General features: G+C 71.9%; 25 protein-coding genes. 21 read left to right on the top strand and 4 right to left on the bottom strand.

What is annotated here, in order from left to right; all coding sequences use genetic code 11:
- Positions 1-3: 3 nt before the first annotated feature.
- The gene (locus PKD06_RS10565; RefSeq protein WP_324380134.1) at positions 4-366 is read left to right on the top strand and encodes a DUF1491 family protein; all 363 of its coding nucleotides are present in this window, start codon (positions 4-6) and stop codon (positions 364-366) included.
- On the opposite strand, the gene PKD06_RS10560 is transcribed toward PKD06_RS10565, so the two are convergent.
- Entirely contained in the window at positions 290-1,291 is a 1,002-nt protein-coding gene (locus tag PKD06_RS10560) for a hypothetical protein (RefSeq protein WP_324380133.1), read from the bottom strand. The two genes, PKD06_RS10565 and PKD06_RS10560, sit on opposite strands and share 77 nt — an antisense overlap.
- A 142-nt stretch (positions 1,292-1,433) precedes the next feature.
- On the opposite strand from PKD06_RS10560, the gene PKD06_RS10555 reads away from it, so the two are divergent.
- Positions 1,434-1,634: a hypothetical protein gene (locus PKD06_RS10555; protein WP_324380132.1), complete on the top strand. Its 201-nt coding sequence runs from the start codon at positions 1,434-1,436 to the stop codon at positions 1,632-1,634.
- Positions 1,635-1,656: 22 nt separating this feature from the next.
- Here the strand turns inward: PKD06_RS10555 and PKD06_RS10550 are convergent, their stop codons facing one another.
- Complete coding sequence (locus PKD06_RS10550) at positions 1,657-3,681, bottom strand: PBP1A family penicillin-binding protein (protein WP_324380131.1); 2,025 nt, start codon at positions 3,679-3,681, stop codon at positions 1,657-1,659.
- Between the two features lie 160 nt (positions 3,682-3,841).
- Between PKD06_RS10550 and PKD06_RS10545 the strand changes: the two genes are divergently transcribed.
- The 7 genes from PKD06_RS10545 to PKD06_RS10515 all read left to right on the top strand — a co-directional run bounded on the left by PKD06_RS10545 (position 3,842) and on the right by PKD06_RS10515 (position 9,720).
- Positions 3,842-4,306, top strand: a complete 465-nt coding sequence (locus PKD06_RS10545) for a YcgN family cysteine cluster protein (RefSeq protein ID WP_324380130.1) — start codon at positions 3,842-3,844, stop codon at positions 4,304-4,306.
- Positions 4,307-4,505: 199 nt separating this feature from the next.
- Positions 4,506-4,661, top strand: a complete 156-nt coding sequence (locus PKD06_RS10540) for a DUF3309 family protein (protein ID WP_324380129.1) — start codon at positions 4,506-4,508, stop codon at positions 4,659-4,661.
- Between the two features lie 149 nt (positions 4,662-4,810).
- On the top strand, positions 4,811-5,374 hold the full coding sequence (locus PKD06_RS10535) for a hypothetical protein (protein ID WP_324380128.1): 564 nt from the start codon (positions 4,811-4,813) through the stop codon (positions 5,372-5,374).
- The gene (locus tag PKD06_RS10530) at positions 5,328-6,623 is read left to right on the top strand and encodes a terminase family protein (RefSeq protein WP_324380127.1); all 1,296 of its coding nucleotides are present in this window, start codon (positions 5,328-5,330) and stop codon (positions 6,621-6,623) included. Before PKD06_RS10535 ends, PKD06_RS10530 begins: the two co-directional genes overlap by 47 nt.
- Before the next feature lie 39 nt (positions 6,624-6,662).
- Entirely contained in the window at positions 6,663-7,859 is a 1,197-nt protein-coding gene (locus PKD06_RS10525) for a phage portal protein (RefSeq protein WP_324380126.1), read from the top strand.
- A 77-nt stretch (positions 7,860-7,936) separates the two neighbouring features.
- Positions 7,937-8,452 carry an HK97 family phage prohead protease gene (locus tag PKD06_RS10520; RefSeq protein ID WP_324380145.1) on the top strand — a complete coding sequence of 172 codons (516 nt, stop codon included), beginning with the start codon at positions 7,937-7,939 and terminating at the stop codon, positions 8,450-8,452.
- Positions 8,449-9,720 (top strand): phage major capsid protein, encoded by a 1,272-nt coding sequence (locus PKD06_RS10515; protein ID WP_324380125.1) that lies wholly within the window; start codon positions 8,449-8,451, stop codon positions 9,718-9,720. The genes PKD06_RS10520 and PKD06_RS10515 overlap by 4 nt, the downstream gene beginning before the upstream one ends.
- Positions 9,721-9,732: 12 nt before the next feature.
- On the opposite strand, the gene PKD06_RS10510 is transcribed toward PKD06_RS10515, so the two are convergent.
- Positions 9,733-10,578 carry a S1 family peptidase gene (locus PKD06_RS10510; RefSeq protein ID WP_324380144.1) on the bottom strand — a complete coding sequence of 282 codons (846 nt, stop codon included), beginning with the start codon at positions 10,576-10,578 and terminating at the stop codon, positions 9,733-9,735.
- A gap of 47 nt (positions 10,579-10,625) precedes the next feature.
- Positions 10,626-11,393: a trypsin-like serine protease gene (locus tag PKD06_RS10505; protein ID WP_324380124.1), complete on the bottom strand. Its 768-nt coding sequence runs from the start codon at positions 11,391-11,393 to the stop codon at positions 10,626-10,628.
- Between the two features lie 3 nt (positions 11,394-11,396).
- On the opposite strand from PKD06_RS10505, the gene PKD06_RS10500 reads away from it, so the two are divergent.
- From PKD06_RS10500 to PKD06_RS10445, 12 genes are all read left to right on the top strand, one after another.
- Entirely contained in the window at positions 11,397-11,969 is a 573-nt protein-coding gene (locus tag PKD06_RS10500) for a hypothetical protein (protein ID WP_324380123.1), read from the top strand.
- On the top strand, positions 11,966-12,298 hold the full coding sequence (locus PKD06_RS10495) for a phage head closure protein (protein ID WP_324380122.1): 333 nt from the start codon (positions 11,966-11,968) through the stop codon (positions 12,296-12,298). The genes PKD06_RS10500 and PKD06_RS10495 overlap by 4 nt, the downstream gene beginning before the upstream one ends.
- A complete protein-coding gene (locus PKD06_RS10490) occupies positions 12,295-12,702 on the top strand; it encodes a DUF3168 domain-containing protein (protein WP_324380121.1) in 408 nt (135 codons plus the stop codon). The genes PKD06_RS10495 and PKD06_RS10490 overlap by 4 nt, the downstream gene beginning before the upstream one ends.
- Positions 12,703-12,737: 35 nt before the next feature.
- Positions 12,738-13,148: a phage major tail protein, TP901-1 family gene (locus PKD06_RS10485; RefSeq protein ID WP_324380120.1), complete on the top strand. Its 411-nt coding sequence runs from the start codon at positions 12,738-12,740 to the stop codon at positions 13,146-13,148.
- Positions 13,149-13,158: 10 nt separating this feature from the next.
- Entirely contained in the window at positions 13,159-13,536 is a 378-nt protein-coding gene (locus tag PKD06_RS10480; protein ID WP_324380119.1) for a gene transfer agent family protein, read from the top strand.
- On the top strand, positions 13,533-13,727 hold the full coding sequence (locus PKD06_RS10475; protein WP_324380143.1) for a rcc01693 family protein: 195 nt from the start codon (positions 13,533-13,535) through the stop codon (positions 13,725-13,727). The genes PKD06_RS10480 and PKD06_RS10475 overlap by 4 nt, the downstream gene beginning before the upstream one ends.
- 9 nt (positions 13,728-13,736) lie before the next feature.
- The gene (locus PKD06_RS10470) at positions 13,737-14,315 is read left to right on the top strand and encodes a phage tail tape measure protein (protein ID WP_324380118.1); all 579 of its coding nucleotides are present in this window, start codon (positions 13,737-13,739) and stop codon (positions 14,313-14,315) included.
- A 9-nt stretch (positions 14,316-14,324) separates the two neighbouring features.
- On the top strand, positions 14,325-14,954 hold the full coding sequence (locus PKD06_RS10465) for a DUF2460 domain-containing protein (RefSeq protein WP_324380117.1): 630 nt from the start codon (positions 14,325-14,327) through the stop codon (positions 14,952-14,954).
- Positions 14,954-15,847, top strand: a complete 894-nt coding sequence (locus tag PKD06_RS10460) for a DUF2163 domain-containing protein (RefSeq protein WP_324380116.1) — start codon at positions 14,954-14,956, stop codon at positions 15,845-15,847. The genes PKD06_RS10465 and PKD06_RS10460 overlap by 1 nt, the downstream gene beginning before the upstream one ends.
- Positions 15,844-16,287 (top strand): NlpC/P60 family protein, encoded by a 444-nt coding sequence (locus tag PKD06_RS10455; RefSeq protein ID WP_324380115.1) that lies wholly within the window; start codon positions 15,844-15,846, stop codon positions 16,285-16,287. Before PKD06_RS10460 ends, PKD06_RS10455 begins: the two co-directional genes overlap by 4 nt.
- Entirely contained in the window at positions 16,284-20,207 is a 3,924-nt protein-coding gene (locus PKD06_RS10450) for a glycoside hydrolase/phage tail family protein (RefSeq protein WP_324380114.1), read from the top strand. The genes PKD06_RS10455 and PKD06_RS10450 overlap by 4 nt, the downstream gene beginning before the upstream one ends.
- Before the next feature lie 15 nt (positions 20,208-20,222).
- Positions 20,223-21,550 (top strand): DUF2793 domain-containing protein (locus PKD06_RS10445; RefSeq protein WP_324380113.1); only part of this gene is annotated, 1,328 nt, incomplete at its 3' end.

Raw genomic sequence — 21,550 nt, 5'->3', positions numbered from 1 at the left:
TCCATGGCGCGTCTGACGAGCGAGTTCTGGGTGTCGGCTCATTTGCGGCGCTGCCGCGTGGATGGGCTCGACGCCGTGCTGCGGCGCAGGGGCGCGGCGGAAGCCGGCGCCGTCTTCGTGTCCGTCGATCGTCTCGACGGGACGGCCGATCTCTATGGCCCGGCGCCGCAATCCCTGCTGGACGAGGACGGGGGGCGCCTCTTCACGCCGATCCTGGCCGGGCGGCCGGTCCCTGATGTCGAGGCGAGGATGGCGCGGGAAATCGGCTTCGATTCCGACCTGTGGTGGCTCACGATCGACGATCGAGACGGGCGCTCGGGGCTCGATCTGGCCCCGTCCGATCCGCCCGCCGGAGCGGCTGGATAGGTTCGGCGCGGGGCTGGGCGCTTCTGCGGATGCCGGGCGAGGGCTCGGCCGCAGGGCGACCGGAGACGACCCGCTCGCACCCGGCGAGGAAGGCCGCCACCGGCCACGACGTCGCGCGCGCGAGGTCCGCAAGGTGGAAGATCACCGGCACCGAGCGCGATTGGGGCGTGTCGAGCAGCAGCAGCGCCCGGATGCATTCCGCCTCGTCGAGGCCGACCGCCATGAGGGCGAAGAGGAAAAGCTCGCGCCCCGCCGCGTCGGCGATGTCGAGGGGCTCGGGCGAGACGTCGAGATGTCCGGCCGTGGCGGCGCGCAGGGCGCCGAAATCCGCGCCGGCCGCGATCCGCAGCATGTCGCGCGCCGCCGCGCCCGAGCCGGTGGGCCGGGGCAGATGCAGGCTCGCCAGGGCGCGGGCGAGATCGTGGCGGATCGCGGCGCGCTGCAATTCCTCCCCGTGGCGATAGAGCGCGGCCCGGTCGAAGACGCCGGGCTCGGGGCGCGCGAGCAGGGCCTGCGCGAGACCGCGATGGCCGATCGCCCGCCCGACGAGCCGTTCCAGGGCTTCCCCGGCCAGGGCGATGCCGGCATCGCCCGCGAGATCGAGATCGCGGCGGAGGTCGTCGGGCTCCTCGCTCGCGCGCGAGACGGCACGGTCGAGCTGGGCGAGCAGGGCGCGCAGCACCGGGCGCGGCGCGTCCGGGTGGTCGCGCAGCAGCAGCGCGGCATCGGCCAGCGCGTCGTCGGGCACGAGCGGAATCAGGCCGAGCGCGATCGCCTCGAAGCTCGCTTTGGTCGCGGCATCGCGGCGCGGCGCGTCGACGAAATTGCGGACCTGTACCCGCAACAGGAGCGGACGCAGGTCGGCCTCCTGATTCTGCGCCAGGAGCGCGAGGCTGCCGTGATCGGAAACGGTTCCGGCCCCCATGGTCCTCTCGACGTGAAGAGGCTCCGTTATGCCTTCGTCAGGCTTACCGAAGGGCTAACGGCGAGGATTTCGCGCCCTGGAAACGGAACGTTAACCTCAGGGCGCTGCACTGGAGGGCGGTCTAGGGAGGGGTCGGATCGTCATGCCGCAGCTGCTGGGGGAGGAGCGCCGGGTGGTGCCGTTCGCGGTCCCGGCCGGCCGGGCGCGTCGCCGCCTTGTCCTCGATTCGGGCGGGCAGGGGGCCATTCTCCTCTTTACCGGCGTCCGCTACACCCGGATCGGGACCGGCGAGCCGGCGCCCCCCAGGGCGCCGCCGGGGGCGGGGCCCCGGCCCGGACGCTGACGCTCCCCCCGGAGGCATCGGTCTATCGCGCGCCCGTAAACCCCCCCGCCGCGCCGCGAACCTCGCGGAACCCCCCAGCCGCCGGCGCGATCCCGGCGATCAGCCCCTGCGCTCTCCCTTCGGGCCGATCCCTCTCCGGGAGCGCCGCATAGGGCAGGTCGCGGTGGGCGAAGGACATGATCGCGCCCCACAAGGCGGCCGGAAGCTGCCCGCCCGTCAGCCGCTGGGTCGGCTTGTAGTCGTCGTTGCCCATCCAGATGCCGCCGACGAGATGGCCGCTGAAGCCGACGAACCAGGCGTCGCGATAGGCGCTCGTGGTGCCGGTCTTGCCCCCGATCATCTGCCGGGGAAGCGCCGCGCGCCGGCCGGTTCCCGCCGTGACGACCCGCGCGAGCATCGTGTTCATGTCTCCGACCACATCCGCGCGCAGCACGCGCCGCGGACGCGGCTGCGCGCGCTCCCGGTCGTAGAGAAGCGCCCCCCGGCTGTTGCTGATGCGCAGCACGGCATGGGGCTCGGCCTTGTAGCCGCCGTTGGCGAAGCTCGCGAAGGCGGCCGTCAGGTCGAGCGGCGTCACCTCCGAGGCCCCGAGCGGGAGGGAGGGCGTGTCGTGGAGCCGCGTCCTGATGCCGAGATCGCGCGCCAGCGCGATGATGCGCCCGCGTCCGTAGCGCGCCTGGCGCGCGAGCGTCAGCTCCCCGGCCGCGCGTCCGATCTCGACCGAAAGCCGGACTGCGACGGTGTTGAGCGAGTTCGCGAGCGCCGAGGCGAGGGTGACGGGACCCGCGTAGCTGCGCGCGTAATTGGCCGGACACCAGGAGCCGATGCAGATCTGCTGGTCGAGGATCGTCGAGCCGGGGCGCAGGCCCGTCAGCCCGATCGCCGCCGCATAGACGATCGGCTTGAAGGAGGAGCCCGGCTGGCGTTGCGCGTCGGCCGCCCGGTTGAACTGGCTGCGGCCGTAATCGCCCCCGCCCACCATCGCCTTGAGGGCGCCGTCGGGGGCGAGGGCGACGAAGGCGGCCTCGCCCGCCCGCGCCGCACGGGCGGGCCCCTCGAGCGCCGCCTCGATCTCGTCTTCCGCCTTGCGCTGGAGGGCGAGGTCGATCGGCGTCTCGACGATCAGGGTGGATTCGTTGCCGAGCCGCCCCGCGACGGCGAGGGCCTGGACCTCGCGATAGGCCCAGTCGAGATAATGGTCGGGATGGCGGACGGGCTGGTTCCTGGCCGGCTCGGGCCGCTCGCGCCGGGCCGCCTCGGCCTCCTCGCGCGTGATGGCGCCCGTCTCCACCATCCGCTCCAGCACCTCGGCCGCGCGGGCGAGGGCCGCCTCGGGCGAGAGATGCGGCGCATAGCGCCCCGGCGCCTTGTAGAGGCCCGCGAGCATCGCCGCCTCGGCCAGGGTCAGGTCCCGGGCCGATTTGCCGAAATAGAAGCGGGAGGCGGCCTGCACCCCGAAGGTGCCCCCGCCCATATAGCTCCGGTCCAGATAGAGCGTGAGGATCTCGTTCTTGCCGAGCTGGCATTCGAGCCAGACCGCCAGGAACGCCTCGTTGATCTTGCGTTCGAGGGTCCGCTCGCCGGAGAGGAAGACGTTCTTGGCGAGCTGCTGCGTGATGGTCGAGCCGCCCTGGACGACCGCCTGCGCCTTCGCGTTCACGGCGAGGGCGCGCACGAGGCCGATCGGATCGACGCCCCAATGGCGGTAGAACCTGCGGTCCTCGGTCGCGAGCACGGCCGCGACCAGGTGCGGCGGAAGCTCGTCGAGCCGCAGGAGATCCTCGTGCCGGATGCCCCGGTGCCCGACCTCCTGTCCGCTCGCATCGACGAAGGTCACCGCGAGGTCGAGCCGCCGGAGCCAGCCCGGACCCGTCATGCGGAAGGCGGGCTGGGAGAGGGCGAGGAGGACGAGCCCGAGAACTGCGAGCAGGCTCACGCATTCGTCGAGGAAGCCGAGGGCGATCCGCAGCGGGCGCGCGATCGTGACGCCGGCCGCCGACCCGATGCCGGCCACCATGCGGCCGGTGAAGCGCAGGAAATCGTCCAAGCTCGTCTCGATCGCGGCGCCTCGCTCCCCGCTCGGAAAGGGCGGGACGGTCGGCGCCGGTTGGTGCTACGGTCCCTCCAAGAGCAATGCGGATGCCCGGTGCGCGCGTGCCGCACAGGCACGTCCGATTCGCTTTCTGGCCGTTAACGGAACATTCACCATGGCAAGCCTTGCCGGAACGGGACAGCCGTTCTGGATCGCAAAATCCCTGGAGGCGATGACCACTCAGGAATGGGAAAGCCTCTGCGACGGCTGCGGCCGCTGCTGCCTCGTCAAGCTGGAGGACGAGGAGACCGGCGAGATCCATTACACGGATGTCGGCTGCACGCTCCTCGATCCGCAGGATTGCCGCTGCCGCGATTATGACAATCGCCAGAGCCGGGTGCCCGATTGCGTCCGCCTGACGCCGCAGAACGTGCGGACGCTCCGGTGGCTGCCGGCAACCTGCGCCTATCGCCTCTTGGCCGAGGGCAAGGCCCTCGCATGGTGGCATCCCCTGGTCTCCGGTTGCCCCGAGACGGTCCATCTGGCCGGCATCTCGGTGCGCGACGAGATCGCGGGCGTCGAGGACGATTTCACGCTCACCGAGCTTCTCGAGCGGGTGACGGGAGAGATCGTCTCGTAGCGTACAATTAGGCGCTGATCTTGAAAAGGATATATGGAGAATATCAGGCGTCTATCCGGCCTTTCTTGCTGGAATGATCATTCGTTTCGAGCGGAAATGCGTAGGCTAAGAAGGTGTCTTTCGCATATATCTGACGAAACTCTTAAGCGTCAGTCGAGTTGGAGGATCAAGGTCCAGGTAGTGACCAGGAGTCCCGAAAATGCTCGGCACCATTCTGATTGTCGTCCTCATTCTGCTGCTCGTCGGCGCTATCCCGAACTGGGGCTACAGCCGGAGCTGGGGATACGGTCCGAGCGGCGGCCTCGGACTTGTCCTGGTCATCGTCCTGATCCTCGTCCTGATGGGACGCATTTGAGGATTTAGTCCTAGGAAAAAATCCTTGACACCGATGCGCTCATCGGCTACACATCTCGAACGCTGACGAATTGCGTCGGGACGGCCTCGCGGCTCTTCCCCTCCGCCGGCCGGGCCGGCTTCCCGTCTTCACCGAGGTGTTCCGTGGCGATGGCCCGCTCGATTGCGCCCGCCCTGCTGGCGCGCGCCCGTCTCGTCCGGGGCATCGTCCCGAACGTCACCGTCGCGGCGATGCTCGGCATGGGCGAGGGGGAGTTCTATCGCCGCCGCGAGGCGCTCGGCCTCTCGGCCGGCAGGAGGAAGCCGTCATCCCCGCGCGATCCGCCATCGCCGCGCGATCCGCCGCGCCCGCGGAGCCGTCCCGCCGCCCCTGTTCCGGCGGGCCCGAACGAGCCGGTCGACCGGCTCGCGGTGGGCCGCGCGATGGAGCGCTTCATTTCCGGTCGCGTCGCCGCCTGCGAGGCGGCGGCGGCCGGTGGCGATCCCGAGCCGGAGCGCACGGCGCGCACTCTCGCCCATTACGCCCGGGCCCTCGGCCTCGTGCGGGACTATCTGAGCGACATCGAGAAGGAACGGAGCAGCGATGCCGAGCAGCCTGTGCGCAGCCTGTCCGAGCTTCGCGACGAGCTTCGCGGGCATCTTGAAAGGATTTGGGACGAAGGCGCGGATGCTGGCGGCCTTCGAGGCGCTGGAGACGAGCCGGGCGGAGATTGAGGCGCTCCTGCGGCACTGGCCCTTTCTCGGGCGGCCGGACCAGCGCCCTCCGGAACATTGCCGCTGCCGCCTCTGGAGCACCTGGCTCGTCCTCGGCGGGCGGGGCGCGGGCAAGACGCGCACCGGCGCCGAATGGGTGCGGGGCGTGGCGCTCGGCGAGCCCGGCTTCCTGGAGCCGGCGGCCGGGCGCATCGCGCTCGTCGGCGAGACCCATGCGGATGTGCGCGACGTCATGATCGAGGGGCCGTCCGGCCTTCTCACCGTCCATCGGGCAAGGTCCGAGCGGCCCGTCTGGTCGCCGAGCCTGCGCCGGGTGGAATGGCCGAACGGCGCCGTGGCCCAGTCCTTTTCGTCGGAGGACCCGGACGGGCTGCGCGGCCCCCAGTTCGGCGCCGCCTGGGCGGACGAGCTGGCCAAGTGGCGTCATCCCGAGGAGACCTGGGACATGCTGCAATTCGGCCTGCGGCTCGGCACGCGTCCCTTGCAGGTCGTGACCACGACCCCGCGGCCGATCCCGCTCCTGAAGCGCCTCCTCACGGACGAGCGCACGGCGGTCAGCCGGGCGAGGACGCAGGACAATGCGGCGCATCTCGCGCCGGCCTTCCTTGAGGCCGTGACCTCCCGCTATGCGGGCACGCGTCTTGGGCGCCAGGAACTGGACGGCGAGCTGATCGAGGAGCGGGCCGACGCCCTCTGGACGCGCGACCGGATCGAGGCGGCCCGGATCGCAGCCGCTCCCGACCTCGTGCGGGTCGTGGTTGCCGTCGATCCCCCGGCCTCGTCCGGCCGGCGCGCCGCCTCCTGCGGCATCGTCGCGGCCGGGATCGACGAGGCCGGCACGGGCTACATCCTCGCGGATGCGTCCCTCGTCCGGGCGAAGCCGTCCGAATGGGCGGCGAGGGCCGTCGCCGCCTGCCGCCGCTGGCATGCCGATGCGCTCGTCGTCGAGGCCAACCAGGGCGGCGAGATGGCGGTTTCGGTCATCCGGGAGGTGGATCCGGCCGTGCCGGTGCTGTCCGTGCATGCGACGCGTGGCAAGTATCTGCGGGCCGATCCGGTCGCGCTGCTCTACGAGCAGGGGAGGGTGCGCCATGTCGGCGCCTTTCCCGAACTGGAGGACGAGATGGCCGATTTCGGCCCCGGCGGCCTCTCCTCCGGCCGCTCGCCCGACCGCCTGGACGCGCTCGTCTGGGCGCTGACCGAACTGATGCTCAAGCCGCGCGCCGCGCCTCGCGTCAGGACGCTGTAGCCCCGCACCCGTTCCGCCACCCTCGTTCAGGATTCATCGATGCCAAACCCGATCCTGCAATGGCTCGGGCTCGCGCCCGCGCGCGTGCCCGACAGCAAGGCCGCTCCGCCGCCTCTCGGTGGCATGGCCGTCTATGTCACCGGGCGGCCGCTCTGGACCTCGCGCGATGGCACGGCGCTCGCCCACGAGGGCTTCCAGCGCAATCCGATCGTCCATCGCTGCGTGCGGCTCATGGCCGAAGCGGCGGCTTCCATTCCGCTGACGCTGATCCGTGGCGCGGAGGAGCTGGCGAGCCATCCGATTGCGGCGCTGCTCGCGCGGCCCAATCCGCGGGAATCGGGGACCGGCTTTCTGGAGGCGGTCTACGGGCATCTGCTCGTATCGGGAAACGCCTATCTCCAGGCCGCGAGCGCCGGAGGCGAGCCGCGCGAGATCTACGCCCTGCGGCCCGACCGGATGCGGGTCCTGGCCGGGCCGGACGGCTGGCCGGCCGGCTACGAATACGGCGTGGGCGGCCGTGTCCTGCGCTTCGAGCAGGAGGGGGAGGGGATCGCGCCCATCCTGCACCTGACGCTCTTCCATCCGCTCGACGACCATTACGGTCTCTCGCCGATGGAGCCCGCCGCCGCCGCGCTCGACATCCACAATGCAGCCGGGGCCTGGAACAAGGCACTCCTCGACAATGCCGCGCGCCCCTCCGGTGCGCTGGTTTTCGCCGGTCCGGCCGGGACTTCGCTGTCGGACGTGCAATTCGAGCGGCTGAAGAGCGAGCTGGAGGAGAATTACCAGGGCGCGACCAATGCCGGGCGCCCGCTCCTGCTGGAAGGCGGGCTCGACTGGAAGCCTCTGTCCCTCTCCCCGAAGGACATGGACTTCATCGAGGCCAAGAATGGCGCGGCGCGGGAGATCGCGCTCGCCTTCGGCGTGCCGCCCCTGCTGCTGGGCCTGCCGGGCGACAACACCCACGCCAATTACGCCGAGGCCAACCGGGCCTTCTATCGCCAGGGCGTGATCCCCCTCGTGCGCCGCACCGCCGAGGCGCTGGCGCAATGGCTGGGGCCGGCCTTCGGCGACGGCTTCCGCCTGGAGCCCGATCTCGATGCGATCGACGCCCTCGCGGCGGAGCGCGAATCGCTTTGGCGCCGGGTCGGCGCCGCGACCTTCCTGACCAGGAACGAGCGCCGCGAGGCCCTCGGATACGGACGCCTGCCCCCTTCTGATGGAGACGACGAATGAGCGAGCGCCGGCTTCCCGATCGCGCCCGCCGCTGGTCTCGCTGCGAGACCAAGCTGCTCGATGATCCGGGCCTCATCCTGGATGGGGACTACGAGTTCGAGGGCTATGCCAGCCTGTTCGGCATTCCCGATCTCGGCCGCGACGTCGTCATGCGGGGCGCCTTCGCCGCGAGCCTCGCGCAGCGGGGCGCCGCGGGCATCCGCATGCTGTGGCAGCACGATCCGGCCGAGCCGATCGGACGCTGGCTGTCGGTCGCCGAGGACCGTCTCGGCCTGCGCGTGCGCGGACGCCTCGATCCGGGCGTGGCGAGGGCGAGGGAGGCGGCCTCGCTCCTGCGCGGCGGCGCCGTCGACGGCCTCTCGATCGGCTTTCGCGTCGTCGAGGCGCGTCGCGAGCGCTCGCCGCCGCTGCGGCGCCTCCTGCGGCTCGATCTCTGGGAAATCTCCATCGTCACCTTCCCGATGCTGCCCGGCGCCCGCGTCGAGGCGCAACCCCGCGACGGCGGAACGCCTCTCGCCCTCGCCATCCGCCGGGCCGCGCGCCGGCTGTCTCCCCCGGCCGCCCCGGCGGCCTCCACCATGAGGATCAGATGACCACCGACATGATCGCCCCCGCCGCCGCCCCGGAGATCAAGAGCGGCTCCGCCCATCATCAGGATGTGGCGTTGGCCTTCGACGATTTCGCGCGCACCTTCGACGCCTTCCGGCAGGCCAATGACGAACGTCTCGGCCAGATCGAGACGCGGCTCGCCGCCGATCCCGTGACCGAGGAGAAGCTCGCTCGCCTCGACCGCGCGCTCGACGACGCCCAGCGGCGCCTGGAGCGCGTCCAGCTCGAAAGCCGACGCCCCGTTCTCGGCGGCGCCGGCCCGGAGCGGGAGGCTCCCGCCCGCACGGAGCACAAGGCCGCCTTCGACCTCTATGTGCGGGCCGGCGAGGCGGCCGGGCTCAAGACCCTGGAAGGCAAGGCGCTGTCGGCCGGGTCCGGCCCGGATGGCGGCTATCTCGTGCCGCAGGCGATCGAGGCGGAGGTGCTGCGCCGTCTCGCCGCCGTCTCGCCCATCCGCTCGATCGCCTCGGTACGCGTCATCTCCGCGGGGCAGTACAAGCGGGCCTTCTCCAAGGCCGGGCCGGCCACCGGCTGGGTCGCGGAGAGCACGGCGCGTCCGCAGACGGACGGCCCGAGCCTCGCCGAGCTGTCCTTCCCGGCCATGGAACTCTACGCCATGCCGGCCGCGACGCAGACGCTGCTCGACGACGCCGTGGTCGATCTCGATGCCTGGCTCGCCGACGAGGTCGAGACGGCCTTCGCCGCGCAGGAGGGCGCCGCCTTCGTCAACGGCGACGGGAGCGGCAAGCCGAAGGGCTTCATCGCCGCCGACAAGGTGGCGGAAAGCGCCTGGGAATGGGGCAAGCTCGGCTTCGTCTCGACCGGGGCGGCCGGCGCCTTCGCGGCCTCCGATCCCGCCGATTGCCTGCTCGACCTCGTCTATGCGCTGAAGGCAGGCTACAGGCAGAACGCCACCTTCGTGATGAACCGGCGCACCCAGAGCGCCGTCCGCAAGCTCAAGGACGAGAGCGGCGCCTATCTCTGGCAGCCGCCGGCCGTCGCCGGCCAGCCCTCGACCTTGATGTCCTTCCCCCTGGTCGAGGCGGAGGACATGCCCGACATCGCCGCGAACAGCTACTCCGTGGCTTTCGGCGATTTCCGGCGCGGCTATCTGGTGGTGGACCGGGCCGGCATCCGGGTCCTGCGCGATCCGTATTCCGCCAAGCCCTATGTCCTGTTCTACACGACGAAGCGCGTGGGCGGGGGCGTGCAGGACTACGACGCGATCAAGCTGCTGAAATTCGCCGCCTGACCGTTCCGCCTCCTACCAGGCGAACCAGTCGTAGATCGTGCGCGGCGGCGGGCTGCCGTAGCCGCGCTCGGCGGCGAAGACGCGCAGCTCCCGCGAGCGGGAGCTGATCCAGTCCTCGTGATCGACGACAGGCGTGACGGCGGTCAGCCCGCCGCAGGCCGTCGCGACGCGCGACTGGCGGGCCCCGCTGGACCAGCTCACGATGCCGAGGAGCTGGTACTGGCCCGGGCCGCCGCGCACGACCGGTCCGCCCGAATCGCCCCGGCAGGCGCCCGCGCCCGCGGTGACCGCGAGCCGGTGCTCGTCGGCCATGACCAGAACCTGGTTGGCGACCTTCAGCGTGCCGAGAGTCACGAGGCGGGTCTGCCGCAGGACCCGCGCCGATCCGCGCCGGTTCTCCGCCGTGAGGCCGAATCCGGCGAGAATCACGGAGTCGCCGGGCGCGACCGCCGTCGCGTCGCGCGGGTCGAGGGGCAGGAAGTCGCCGCCGAGCGAGCCTTCGAGCTTGATGATGGCGAGATCGACCCCCGGCTGGTTGCGGGGCGTGGTGCCGGCGACGAAATCGGGATGCATGGCCGCGGCGACCGCCCGCACGGCATAGCGCCGGAAGGAGCGGTCCACGATGACCACGCGGTAATTGGCGCGCTGGAGCACGCAATGGGCGGCCGTCAGGACGAGGTCCGGCGCGATCACGGCGCCCGAGCACAGCTCGCCGCGCGAGCTTTCGATCTGCACCACGGAGCGGCGGATGCCGTCCGGATCGCGGACCACCTTGCCCTGGGCGATGGCGCCCGCGGGGGAGAGGGCCGCGGCACAGGCGAGGGCGGCGACGGTCAGGAAGGCACGCAATCCGAGCATGACCGCCGTGATGTGCCAGTTTCCGTCCGCCAAGGCTAGCGCGGTCCTCAGTTCCACAGGGCGCTGCGGCCCCATTGCGACAGGATCGCGTCGATCCAGGCCCGTTGCGGCCCGACCAGGACCGCCTGGGTCAGCGCGCCGCAGGCCCGGCCCGCCGGGCCGCTCGCCCAGCTCGTGATGGCGAGAACGGCGCCGGAAGCTTCGGTGACCGGCCCGCCCGAATCGCCCTGGCAGGCGCCGGCCCGGCCGTGCCGGTCGGAAGCCCAGAGCAGGATCTTGCCGGGACCGTAGGGTTCCACGACCGAGAGGGCGGCCGAGCGGAAGGTGCCGCTCGAACGGCCGTCTCCCTCGCGGGCGACGCCGTAGCCGGACACCGTGACCTGCGCGCCCGCGCCGGCCCCGCCAGAGGAAAGGGTGGCCGGGGCGAAGGTTCCGGGCAGGGGGGCGGGCGCCCGCACCAGGGCGAGGTCGACCGATTTGCGCCGGGTCTTTTCCGCCCCCGGCGAGAAGCCGGGATGCAGCTTCACCGCGGCGGGTGCGATCAGCACCGGGGTGCCGGCGGCGTCCTTGTAGTGGATGCGGTATTCGGAGGCCCCCGCGGCGCAATGGGCCGCCGTGAGCAGGATGTCGGGCGCGACGAGGACGGCGGTGCAGACGCCGCCGCGCGAGCTGAGGACCATCACGCTCGACCGGGCCGTGGCGCGCTCGCCCTCGGCGCCGCCGATGACGGCCCCGGCCGCCGCCGGGGCGAGCGCGAGGGCCAGGACGGCCCATCGCCCGCCGCGCCGCAGGACATCGATCGTTTCGGGAGACATCGCATGAATCCGATAGCCCTCGCCGGCCCCGCCGTCGAGCCGATCCCGCTCGCGCAGATGAAGTCCTATCTGCGCCTCGACGGCGAGGACGAGGATGACCTCGTCGAGGCCCTGGTCATGGCCGCGCGGGTCACGGTCGAGCGCCATGCGCGGCTTCTTCTGATCTCGCAGAGCTGGCGGCTGACCCTGGCCGCCTGGCCCGCGGGCCGCACCGTCCGCCTGCCCCTGCATCCGATCCTCGGGATCGACGAGGTGCGCATTGCCGGGGAGGGCGATAGCCCGACGATCGTCCCGCCCGGCCTCTACCGGCTGGATTCGGAGGGCGATGTCGATCGCCTCGTCGTCGACGAATCTGCGCCCGCTCCGACGGGGCGGTCCGGGCGGATCGAGATCGATGTCGCCTGCGGCTTCGGCGGCGATCCGGCCTCGGTCCCGCAGCCTCTGATCCTCGCCATGTCCCGCCTCGTCGCGCATTGGTTCGAGCATCGCGGCGACGAGCCCCGCCCAGGCGGGGCTGGCCTGCCGGCCGATGTGGCGGCGCTCGTCGCGCCCTTCGCCCGCCCGAGGCTCGCATGAGCACCCGCCCCGCCATCGGCGCGCGCGGACGCCGCTTCACCCTCGAATTGCCGGTCGAGACGCCGGACGGCTTCGGCGGCATCCTGCGGACATGGCAGCCCGGGCCTCGCCTCTGGGGCTCGATCGAGCTTCTGACCACGATGGAGCGCATCCGCGCGGGGCGAACCGACACGATCGCCACCCATCGTGTCACGCTGCCTTTCCGCGAGGGCGTGGTGCCCGAACAGCGCTTCCTGCTGGGCTCCCGCCGCTTCCGGATCAGGAGCGCCGAGGATCCGGACGGGCGGCGCGACAGCCTCGTCTGCCTCGTCGAGGAGATCTCTGCATGACGTCTCCCGTCCTGGCGCTCCGGGCCGCGATCCGCGGTGCCTGCGCTCCCGATGCTGCGCTTGCGAGCCTCATGGATCCGGCGATCCACGACGAGACGCCGCGCGGCAATCCGCCGGTCTACGCCACCTTCGGCACGACCGAGCTTCGCGACGCTTCCAGCTCGACGGAGCGCGGCCACGAGCAGGACATTGCGCTCGACGTCTGGGCGAAGCGCGGCTCTGCCGCGAGCGCCCTCGCCGCGGCGGACCGCCTCTGCGCCCTGCTCGACGATGCCGCCTTGGCACCGGCCGGGCACCGGCTCGTCTCGCTCGCCGTGACGAAGCTGGAGGCGGCGCTCGACGAGGAGAGCGCGGCGACGCGCGTCACCTTGCATCTGCGGGCCGTGACCGAGGTGCTGCCCTGACGGGCTGATCGAAACGAACAGGACAGGATGAAACCATGGCTGCCCAGAAGGGAAAGGATCTGCTCGTCAAGCTCGCCGACGGTGCCGGCGGCTTCACGACGGTTGCGGGATTGCGCACGCGCCAGCTCGCGCTGAATGCCGAGACGGTCGATGTGACCAATGCCGATTCGGCCGGCCGCTGGCGCGAATTGCTGGCCGGGGCGGGCGTCAGGCGCGCGGCGATCAGCGGCTCCGGCGTGTTCCGGGACGCGGCTTCCGATGCGCGCCTGCGCACGATGTTCTTCGACGGCACCATCGACGACGTGCAGATCGTGGTGCCCGATTTCGGCACTCTCCAGGGACCGTTCCAGATCACCGCGATCGATTATCGCGGCGACCATGCGGGCGAGGTCACCTTCGACATGGCGCTCGAATCGGCGGGCGCGCTCGCCTTCACCGCCGCGTGAGGGCCGCGCCATGGTGAATCACCGCCGGGGCGAGGTCGCCGCGACGATCGCGGGGCGGAGCTACCGCCTCTGCCTGACGCTCGGCAGCCTCGCCGAGCTGGAACACGCCTTCGGGGCCGGCGACCTGTCGGCCCTCGCGGCGCGCCTCGCGACGGGGCGCCTCGCCGCCGACGACCTGGTCCGCCTCCTCGGGGCGGGCCTGCGGGGAGGCGGCCACCCCTTCAGCGACGACGATGTCCGGGCGCTGCCGCTCGCCGGCGCGCTGCCCGAGATCGCGCGCGCCGTGGGCGAGCTTCTGGAGGCGACCTTCGGAGGGCCGGCGGGGGAGCGAGCCGATACGCCGGACCGGGCCGGTCCCCTGGACCCTCGGATGCCGCAGCCGGCCTGAGCGAGGCGGCCTCTCCGTCCCCGTTTCCGTGGGACGAGGTGCTGGCCCTTCTGCTCGGCCGGCTGCGGTGGCGGCCGGAGGATGTCTGGCGCGCGACCCCGCGGGAGGTCGCCGCCGCGCTCGGAGGAGGAGGCTCCCCGATGCGCCGTTCCGAACTGCGGGCGCTCATGGCCCGCTTTCCCGACAAGTGAGGATCCGTGATGGCGAACGAGGACATCTCCCGGGATTTCGATCGCCAGGCGCGCCAGCTCGAGACCCTCGACAGGCTGGCCCAGCGCTTCGGCTCGACCCTTCAGGACGCGCTCTCGTCGGGCAGCTCCTCGGGGCGCGAATTGTCGGGCATCCTCGACCGCGTCGGCGCCTCGCTCCAGTCGAGCCTCGGGAAGAGCCTCGGCTCCTCCCTCTCCTCAGGCCTCACGAGCCTGATGCAGGGCGCGGCCCAGTCCCTGTTCTCAACCCTCGGGATGATGAGCTTCGGCGGCCTCGTGCCTTTCGCGAAGGGCGGCGTCGTCCGGCCCTTCGCGGAAGGCGGCGTCGTCTCCGCTCCCACCTATTTCCCGCTGCGCGGCGGGCTCGGCCTGATGGGGGAGCGGGGCGCGGAGGCCATCATGCCGCTGGCGCGCGGCCCGGACGGACGCCTCGGCGTCGCCGGCGGAGGCGGCGCGACGAATGTCAGCGTGACGATTCAGGCGAGCGATCTCGCGAGCTTCAAGTCTTCCGAGGCGCAGGTCTCCGCCGCGCTCGCGCGCGCCGTTGCCCGCGGCCGCCGCGCGCTCTGAGGTGAGCCCATGCCGTCCGATTTCCACGAGGTTCTCTTCCCGACCGACATCGCGCGCGGCGCGCGAGGTGGCCCGAGCCGGCTCACCGAGATCGTTACCCTGGCCTCGGGGCGCGAGCAGCGGAACGCGCGCTGGGCGGATTCGCGGCGCCGCTACGAGGCGGGCCTCGGCATCCGCACGCTGGATGCGCTCCATGCGGTGCTTTCCTTCTTCGAGGAGCGGCGGGGGCGCCTGATCGGCTTCCGCTTCCGCGACCGCACCGACGACCGTTCCTGCGCGCCCTCCGGGCAGCCCGGCCCGACCGACCAGCTCCTCGGGACGGGCGACGGAAGCCGCGTCTCCTTCACCCTGCGCAAGACCTATGGCGCGGCCAATCCCTATTCCCGCGCCATCGCAAAGCCGGTCGCGGGCAGCGTGCGCCTCGCGGTCGCCGGGAGCGAGGTCGTGGCCGGCGTCACGGTGGATGAGGCGAGCGGCCTCGTCACCTTCGCGACGCCTCCGCCCACCGGCGCGGCCGTCACGGCGGGCTTTCTCTTCCACGTCCCGGTCCGCTTCGACACCGACAGCCTCGAGATCGACCTCGCCGCCTTCGAGGCGGGCGAGGTGCCCTCCTGTCCCCTCATCGAGATCCTGCCCTGATGCACCAGATCCCGGCCGCCCTCGCCCTCCATCTCGACGAGGGCGCGACCACCCTGTGCCGCTGCTGGCGCCTGACGCGCCGGGACGGCCGGGTGCTCGGCTTCACCGACCACGACCGCGATCTCGTCGTCGAGGGCGATGTCTTCAAGGCCGCGAGCGGCCTCGAAGCCCACGAGACGACGGCGGAACTCGGCTTCGCCGTGGGCGGCGGCGAGGTGGCGGGGGCGCTGACCTCCGAGGCGATCTCCGAGGAGGACATCGCCGCCGGGCTCTACGACGATGCGACCGTGGAAGCGCTGCTCGTCAACTGGGCCGATCCCTCCCAGCATGTCCTGCGGGAGACGTCCTCCATCGGCGAGATCAGGCGCGAGGACGGGGCTTTCGTCGCCGAATTGCGCGGGCCGATGCACCGGCTCGACGAGGAGCGGGGCCTGCGCTTCCGCGCCACCTGCTCGGCCGATCTGGGGGACGGGCGCTGCGGCATCGATCTCGACGACGCCGCCTTCCGCGCGAGCGCGGCGGTCGAGGCCACGGACGGCGCCCTCGGCCTCACGACCTCTGGGCTCGGAGGCTATGCCTCCGGCTGGTTCACGGCCGGGCGCCTCGTCTGGCTCACCGGGGCCAATGCGGGCCTCGGCGTCGAGGTGAAGGCCCATGCGGCGGGCGCTTCGCTCGCGACCCTCGACCTCTGGCAGCGGGCGGCCCGCCCGATCGCGCCCGGCGACACGTTCCAGGTGAGCGCCGGCTGCGACAAGCGTTTCGCGACTTGCCGCGACCGCTTCGCCAATTCGGTGCGGTTCCGTGGATTTCCGCATATGCCCGGAAATGATTTCGTGCTCACGGTCGCAGCCGCCGGAGATGCCGGCTTCGATGGCGGCAGCCTGTTCCGATGAGCGGGCGCATCCCTCCCTCGGCGATCGTCGCGGCGGCGCGCGGCTGGATCGGCACTCCCTATCATCACCAGGCGTCGCTGAAGGGCGTCGGCTGCGACTGCCTCGGCCTCGTCCGGGGCGTCTGGCGCGAGCTGGTCGGGGCCGAGCCCGAGGAGCTTGTTCCCTATCGGCCGGACTGGGCCGAGGCGGGAGGGGGCGAGAGCCTGCTCGCCGCGGCGGAACGCCATTTCCGGCCGGTTCCCGCCGGAGCCGCCGGGGGCGGCGACGTGGTTCTGTTCCGCTGGCGCGGGCATCTGCCCGCGAAACATTGCGCGATCCTGTCGGGCCCCGCCTCGATGATCCATGCCCATGACGGGGCGGCGGTGGCGGAGGTCGCCTTCACGCCCTGGTGGAAGCGCCATCTCGCGGGTGCCTTCCGATTCCCGGAGACGATTCCATGAGCACGCTCGTCCTCCAGGCGGCCGACAAGGTCGTCGGCGGAGTGGTCAGCTCGGCCGCTTCCCTGCTCGGAAGCGCTGTGTCCGGCCTCTTCGGCGGCTCCTCCGGGGCGGATCGCATCCGCTTCACCGCCGGCCCGCGCGTCACCGAGATGCAGGGGCTCGCGTCGCAGGAAGGCGCCCCCATTCCTCGTCTCTACGGACGCGCGCGGCTCGGCGGCCAGCTCATCTGGGCGACGCGGTTCGAGGAGGTGGTGACGACGACGATCGGGGTCGAGCGCAGCAGTGGGCGCAGCGGCGGCAAGAGCATGCGCCGCTCGACGACGACGCAGACCACCGTCTCGACCACCTATTCCTATTACGCCAATCTCGCGATCGGCCTCTGCGAGGGGCCGGTCGCCTATGTGCGGCGGGTCTGGGCCGACGGCCGCGAGGTCGATCTCACCACCTTCACGATGCGGCTCCACGAGGGCGGCGAGACGCAGGAGCCCGACCCGCTCATCCTCGCCAAGGAGGGCGCGGGCAACGCGCCCGCCTATCGCGGCCTCGCCTATGTGGTGATGGAGCGGCTTCCGCTCGCCCCCTGGGGCAATCGCGTGCCGCAATTCTCCTTCGAGGTGGTGCGGCCCGTGGGCTCGCTCGGGCCGGCGATCCGTTCCGTCTGCCTCATCCCGGGGGCGACCGAATTCGGCTACGATCCGCAGCCCGTCGCGCGGACCCTCGGGCTCGGCAAGTCCGTTCCCGAGAACGTGCATCAGTTCATCCGCACGAGCGACGTTCTCGCCTCGCTCGACGCGCTCCAGGCGCTGTGCCCGAACCTCGCGCATGTCTCGGTCGTTGCGAGCTGGTTCGGGACCGACCTCAGGGCTGGCCAGTGCCGGATCGAGCCCCGCGTCGACCTGCGCGCCAAGGAGACGAGCGGCGCGCAATGGGCGGTCGCCGGGCTGGGGCGGTTCGCCGCGGCGGAGGTGTCGCGCGCCGAGGGCGCGGCGGCCTATGGCGGCACGCCCTCCGATGACGGGCTCATTCGCCTCATCCGCGAATTGAAGGCGCGGGGCCTCGCGGTCACGCTCTATCCCTTCGTGATGATGGACATTCCGGCCGGCAATATCCTGTCCGATCCGTGGAGCGGCGGCGAGGGCCAGCCGGCCTATCCGTGGCGGGGCCGCGTCACTTGCGATCCCGCTCCCTCCCGCCCGGATACGGTGGACGGGACAGGCGAGGCGGCCACGCAGGTGGCGGCCTTCTTCGGCAACGCGGCGCCGGAGCATTTCTACGTTTACGCGGGTATGGTCCAATATGCGGGCCCGACCGAATGGAGCTTCCGCCGCCTCGCCCTCCATTACGCGACCCTGGCGATCGCGGCGGGCGGCATCGATGCCTTCGTTGTCGGGTCCGAGCTGATCGGGCTGACGCGCATCCGCTCCGCTCCGGGCATCTACCCGGCGGTCGGGGCTCTCAGGGCGCTGGCTGCCGATCTGCGCGGCAAGCTCGGTCCCGCGACGAAGCTCGTCTATGCCGCCGACTGGACCGAATACGGCGCCCATGTGCTCGCGGGGGGCGCGGAGGTGCGCTTCCCGCTCGATCCGCTCTTCGCCGATCCGGCGATCGACGCCGTCGGGATCGACTATTATCCGCCCCTCTCCGACTGGCGCGACGGGGCGGCCCATCTCGACACCGCCCTCGCCGCATCGGGGACCGATCTCGCCTATCTGCGCGGGCGGCTCGGGGCCGGCGAAGCCTTCGACTGGTATTATGCGGACGAGACGGCCCGCGAGAGCCAGACCCGCACCCCGATCACGGACGGGGCCTATGGCAAGCCCTGGATGTTCCGGGCGAAGGATCTCGCCGGCTGGTGGTCGAATCCCCATGTCGAGCGGGTCGACGGGGTCGAGACCGGGCCGACCGCCTGGGAGCCGGGAAGCAAGCCGATCTGGCTGACCGAGACCGGGATTCCCGCCGTCGACAAGGGTGCCAATGCGCCGAATGTCTTTCCCGATCCCAAATCCTCCGAGGGCGGCGTGCCGCCATTCTCCAGTGGCGCGCGGGACGACCTGATCCAGGCCCGCGCGCTCGAGGCGATCCTGTCGCGCTTCGACCCCGCCTTGCCGGGCCACGAGCCGGAGATGAACCCGCTCGCGACTTCCTATGCGGGCCGCATGGTCGATCCCGCGCGCGTCTCGGTCTGGTGCTGGGATGCGCGGCCCTATCCCGCCTTCCCGGATTTCGACGACGTCTGGGCGGACGGTCCGGCCTGGCGCGCCGGCCACTGGCTGAACGGGCGCCTCGAAGGTGCCCCGCTCGACGGCGTCCTGGGCGCGATCCTCTCCGACGAGGGCGTCGCCGGCACGGGGGCGGCCGGGCTCGACGGCTTCATCGACGGCTATGTGGTCGACCGGCCCATGTCGGCGCGCGACATCCTCGAGCCTCTGGCGACGCTCTACGGACTCGGCGCGGCGACGGGGCCGCAGGGGATCGTCTGGCGCCGGCCGGGCGGCGGCCCCGCCGCGCCGGTCGCGATGTCCGACCTGGTGGACGAAGGCGGCCGGACCTCCGTCCTGTCCCTCACGCGGGCGCAGGAGACCGACCTTCCGGCCGCGGTCGAGATCGGCTTCACCGACGGGGACACGGAATATGGCCGCGCCGTCGTTGGCTCGCGCCGCCTCGTCGGCACGAGCCGGCGGGAAATGGCGATCGAGGCCGCGCTCGTCGTCTCACGCGGCGAGGCGCAGCGCCTCGCCGATGCGAGGCTCCAGGCGATCTGGGCCGGGCGGGAGGCGGCGAGCTTCGCGCTCGGCCCGCGCATGCTCGCCCTCGAGCCGGGCGATGTCGTCGCCCTCGGCGAGGAGGCGCGGCTCTACAGGATCGAGCGCATCGTGGAGGGGAGGGTACGCCGCGTGGAGGCGCGGGCCGTCGAGCCGGTGGCCGCCGGGGGCGGCGTTGTCGCTCCGGAGGGCGGGAAGCGGCGGCCTCCGCCTCTCGCCGTGGGGCCGCCGATGGCGATCCTGCTCGACCTGCCGGCGACAGGCGCCATGCCCGAGATCTTGCAGCATATCGCCGTCGCGGCCGATCCCTGGCCGGGGAGGGTGGCGGTCTACCGGGCGCCCCCGGACGGCCCGGCCACCCTCCATCGCATCGTGGAGGCGCCGGCCGTCATCGGCCGCACATGGTCGCCGTTCGGTCCGGGCCCCGTCTGGCGCTGGGACAGGCGCAATGTGCTCGAAGTCGAGCTGTCGGCTGCGGGCCTGTCGTCGATCGACGACGAGGCGGCGCTCGCGGGGGGCAACCTCCTGGCCGTCCTCGGCCCGGACGGCGCGGCCGAGATCGTGAGCGCGCGCGATGCCGAGCTTGTCGGCGAGCGCCGCTTCCGCCTCGCGACCTTCCTGCGGGGCCTCGGCGGAACCGAGCACCTCGCCGCGCGCAGCCTGGCGGAAGGCATGACGGTCGTGCGCCTCGACGGCGCCCCCGCTCCCCTCACGAGCGCGCGCGACGAGATCGGGCAAAGCTGGGTCTATCGGGTCGGCCCCGCCGCCCGCGACCCCGCGGATCCGGCCTATGTCGTCGTCGAGGGGACGGTCTCGCCCTATGCGCTGGCGCCGCTCGCCCCCGTCCGGGTCCGGGCGCGCCGGAGCGCGGCCGGCATCGCGCTGAGCTGGGTCCGGCGCACCCGGATCGACGGCGACGGGTGGGGAATGGCCGACGTGCCGTTGGGCGAGGAGATCGAGGCTTACGAGGTCGAGATCCTGTCCGGCGCCGATATCGTGCGCATGCTCGCGACGGGCGAGCCGGCGCTCCTGTACGAGGCCGCGAGCGAGATGGCCGATTTCGGTGCGCCGCAATCCTCGCTCGCCCTGCGAATCTATCAGCTCAGCCGTGTCGTGGGCCGCGGCCGGGCTGCCGACCTCATCGTGCCCATTCTCTGACCAGGATCGCGAACCATGTCGACGACGCCCCATCTCGGGCTGCCGCTGCTCGCGGCCGCCCAGGCGCAGAAACACGTCACGCACAACGAAGCCCTCTTCGCGCTGGATGCCCTGGTTCAGTGCGCGGTCCTGGACAAGGACCTGCCGGCGCCCCCGGCCGATCCGGCGGAGGGTACGCGCTATATCGTCGGCCCCGCCGCCACCGGGGACTGGACAGACCAGGAGGACCTTCTCCTGCTGTGGCAGGACGGTGCCTGGCTCGCCATCCCACCCCGGATCGGGTTCATCGTCTATGTGGTGGACGAGGCGCTGTTCTACGTCTTCCTGAGCGGCGGCTGGGCGCCTCTCACGGATGCGCTGGTCGCGATCCAGAACCTCGCCCGACTCGGCATCGGCACTGCGGCGGATGCAGCCAATCCCTTCGCGGCCAAGCTCAACAAGGCGCTCTGGACGGCGCGCGGGACGGGGGAGGGGGGCACCGGCGATCTGCGCTGCACGCTGAACAAGGAAAGCGCGGCGAATGTCCTCTCTCTTCTCTTCCAGACGAATTATTCCGGGCGGCTCGAGCTCGGGCTGATCGGGGACGATCGGCTCGTCGCCAAGGTGAGCCCGGACGGAGCGAGCTGGCACGAGGCGCTCTCGGCGGACCCGGCCTCGGGATCGCTCGATTTCCTCTCGGCCGAGGCGAACCTCGCCTCAGCCGCGACCGTCGATCTCGGCGCGCAGCCGACGCGCCGGATCGCCGTCACGGGCACGACGACGATTACATCGTTCGGAAACGGCGCGAACAAGGAGCGTCTCCTGCGCTTGGCCGACGCCCTGACGCTCCGGCACAACGCGACGTCGCTGATCCTGCCGGGCGCCGCCGATATCGTGACCGTGGCCGGGGATACGGCCATCTTCGCCTCGGACGGGGCGGGGAACTGGCGTTGCCTGGACTACCAGCGCGCCTCCGGCAAGGCGCTGGCGGCGCCGGGCGCGACGGAGATCGCCGGCACGACCGCGATCGGGCGCGCCCTGCTGACGGCCAGGAGTTCCGGCCTCGTGCGGAGTCTCCTGTCGGTGCGGCAGGCCCGCGCGAACCGGCTGCTGTCGACCTATGTGGCCTCCGCGCCCTGGACCGCCCGGACCAGCGCGGCGGACAATTCCTGGTACGGGGTCTGCTGGTCGGCGGAGCTTGGCCTGTTCTGCGCCGTGGCCACTACCGGCACCGGCAACCGGGTGATGACCTCGCCGGACGGGATCACCTGGACCGCCCGAGCCAGTTCGGCCGACAATGGCTGGGTTGCGGTCTGCTGGTCGGCGGAGCTTGGCCTGTTCTGCGCCGTGGCCGCATCCGGCGC

It is taken from the genome of Enterovirga sp. (assembly GCF_035325185.1).
GTDB lineage: Bacteria > Pseudomonadota > Alphaproteobacteria > Rhizobiales > Beijerinckiaceae > Enterovirga.
Note: the sequence above shows the minus strand (reverse complement) of the source record. Positions and strands in the feature narration are given on the sequence as shown.

Excerpts from the sequence above, each read along its gene's own strand:
- PKD06_RS10485 (WP_324380120.1), top strand. The coding sequence starts at position 12,738 with ATGGCTGCCCAGAAGGGAAAGGATCTGCTCGTCAAGCTCGCCGACGGT.
- PKD06_RS10525 (WP_324380126.1), top strand. The coding sequence starts at position 6,663 with ATGCCAAACCCGATCCTGCAATGGCTCGGGCTCGCGCCCGCGCGCGTG.
- PKD06_RS10500 (WP_324380123.1), top strand. The coding sequence starts at position 11,397 with ATGAATCCGATAGCCCTCGCCGGCCCCGCCGTCGAGCCGATCCCGCTC.
- PKD06_RS10510 (WP_324380144.1), bottom strand. The coding sequence starts at position 10,578 with ATGCTCGGATTGCGTGCCTTCCTGACCGTCGCCGCCCTCGCCTGTGCC.
- PKD06_RS10555 (WP_324380132.1), top strand. The coding sequence starts at position 1,434 with ATGCCGCAGCTGCTGGGGGAGGAGCGCCGGGTGGTGCCGTTCGCGGTC.
- PKD06_RS10450 (WP_324380114.1), top strand. The coding sequence starts at position 16,284 with ATGAGCACGCTCGTCCTCCAGGCGGCCGACAAGGTCGTCGGCGGAGTG.
- PKD06_RS10535 (WP_324380128.1), top strand. The coding sequence starts at position 4,811 with ATGGCCCGCTCGATTGCGCCCGCCCTGCTGGCGCGCGCCCGTCTCGTC.
- PKD06_RS10530 (WP_324380127.1), top strand. The coding sequence starts at position 5,328 with ATGCTGGCGGCCTTCGAGGCGCTGGAGACGAGCCGGGCGGAGATTGAG.
- PKD06_RS10560 (WP_324380133.1), bottom strand. The coding sequence starts at position 1,291 with ATGGGGGCCGGAACCGTTTCCGATCACGGCAGCCTCGCGCTCCTGGCG.
- PKD06_RS10495 (WP_324380122.1), top strand. The coding sequence starts at position 11,966 with ATGAGCACCCGCCCCGCCATCGGCGCGCGCGGACGCCGCTTCACCCTC.
- PKD06_RS10565 (WP_324380134.1), top strand. The coding sequence starts at position 4 with ATGGCGCGTCTGACGAGCGAGTTCTGGGTGTCGGCTCATTTGCGGCGC.
- PKD06_RS10505 (WP_324380124.1), bottom strand. The coding sequence starts at position 11,393 with ATGTCTCCCGAAACGATCGATGTCCTGCGGCGCGGCGGGCGATGGGCC.
- PKD06_RS10460 (WP_324380116.1), top strand. The coding sequence starts at position 14,954 with ATGCACCAGATCCCGGCCGCCCTCGCCCTCCATCTCGACGAGGGCGCG.
- PKD06_RS10455 (WP_324380115.1), top strand. The coding sequence starts at position 15,844 with ATGAGCGGGCGCATCCCTCCCTCGGCGATCGTCGCGGCGGCGCGCGGC.
- PKD06_RS10515 (WP_324380125.1), top strand. The coding sequence starts at position 8,449 with ATGACCACCGACATGATCGCCCCCGCCGCCGCCCCGGAGATCAAGAGC.
- PKD06_RS10540 (WP_324380129.1), top strand. The coding sequence starts at position 4,506 with ATGCTCGGCACCATTCTGATTGTCGTCCTCATTCTGCTGCTCGTCGGC.
- PKD06_RS10470 (WP_324380118.1), top strand. The coding sequence starts at position 13,737 with ATGGCGAACGAGGACATCTCCCGGGATTTCGATCGCCAGGCGCGCCAG.
- PKD06_RS10465 (WP_324380117.1), top strand. The coding sequence starts at position 14,325 with ATGCCGTCCGATTTCCACGAGGTTCTCTTCCCGACCGACATCGCGCGC.
- PKD06_RS10480 (WP_324380119.1), top strand. The coding sequence starts at position 13,159 with ATGGTGAATCACCGCCGGGGCGAGGTCGCCGCGACGATCGCGGGGCGG.
- PKD06_RS10490 (WP_324380121.1), top strand. The coding sequence starts at position 12,295 with ATGACGTCTCCCGTCCTGGCGCTCCGGGCCGCGATCCGCGGTGCCTGC.
- PKD06_RS10545 (WP_324380130.1), top strand. The coding sequence starts at position 3,842 with ATGGCAAGCCTTGCCGGAACGGGACAGCCGTTCTGGATCGCAAAATCC.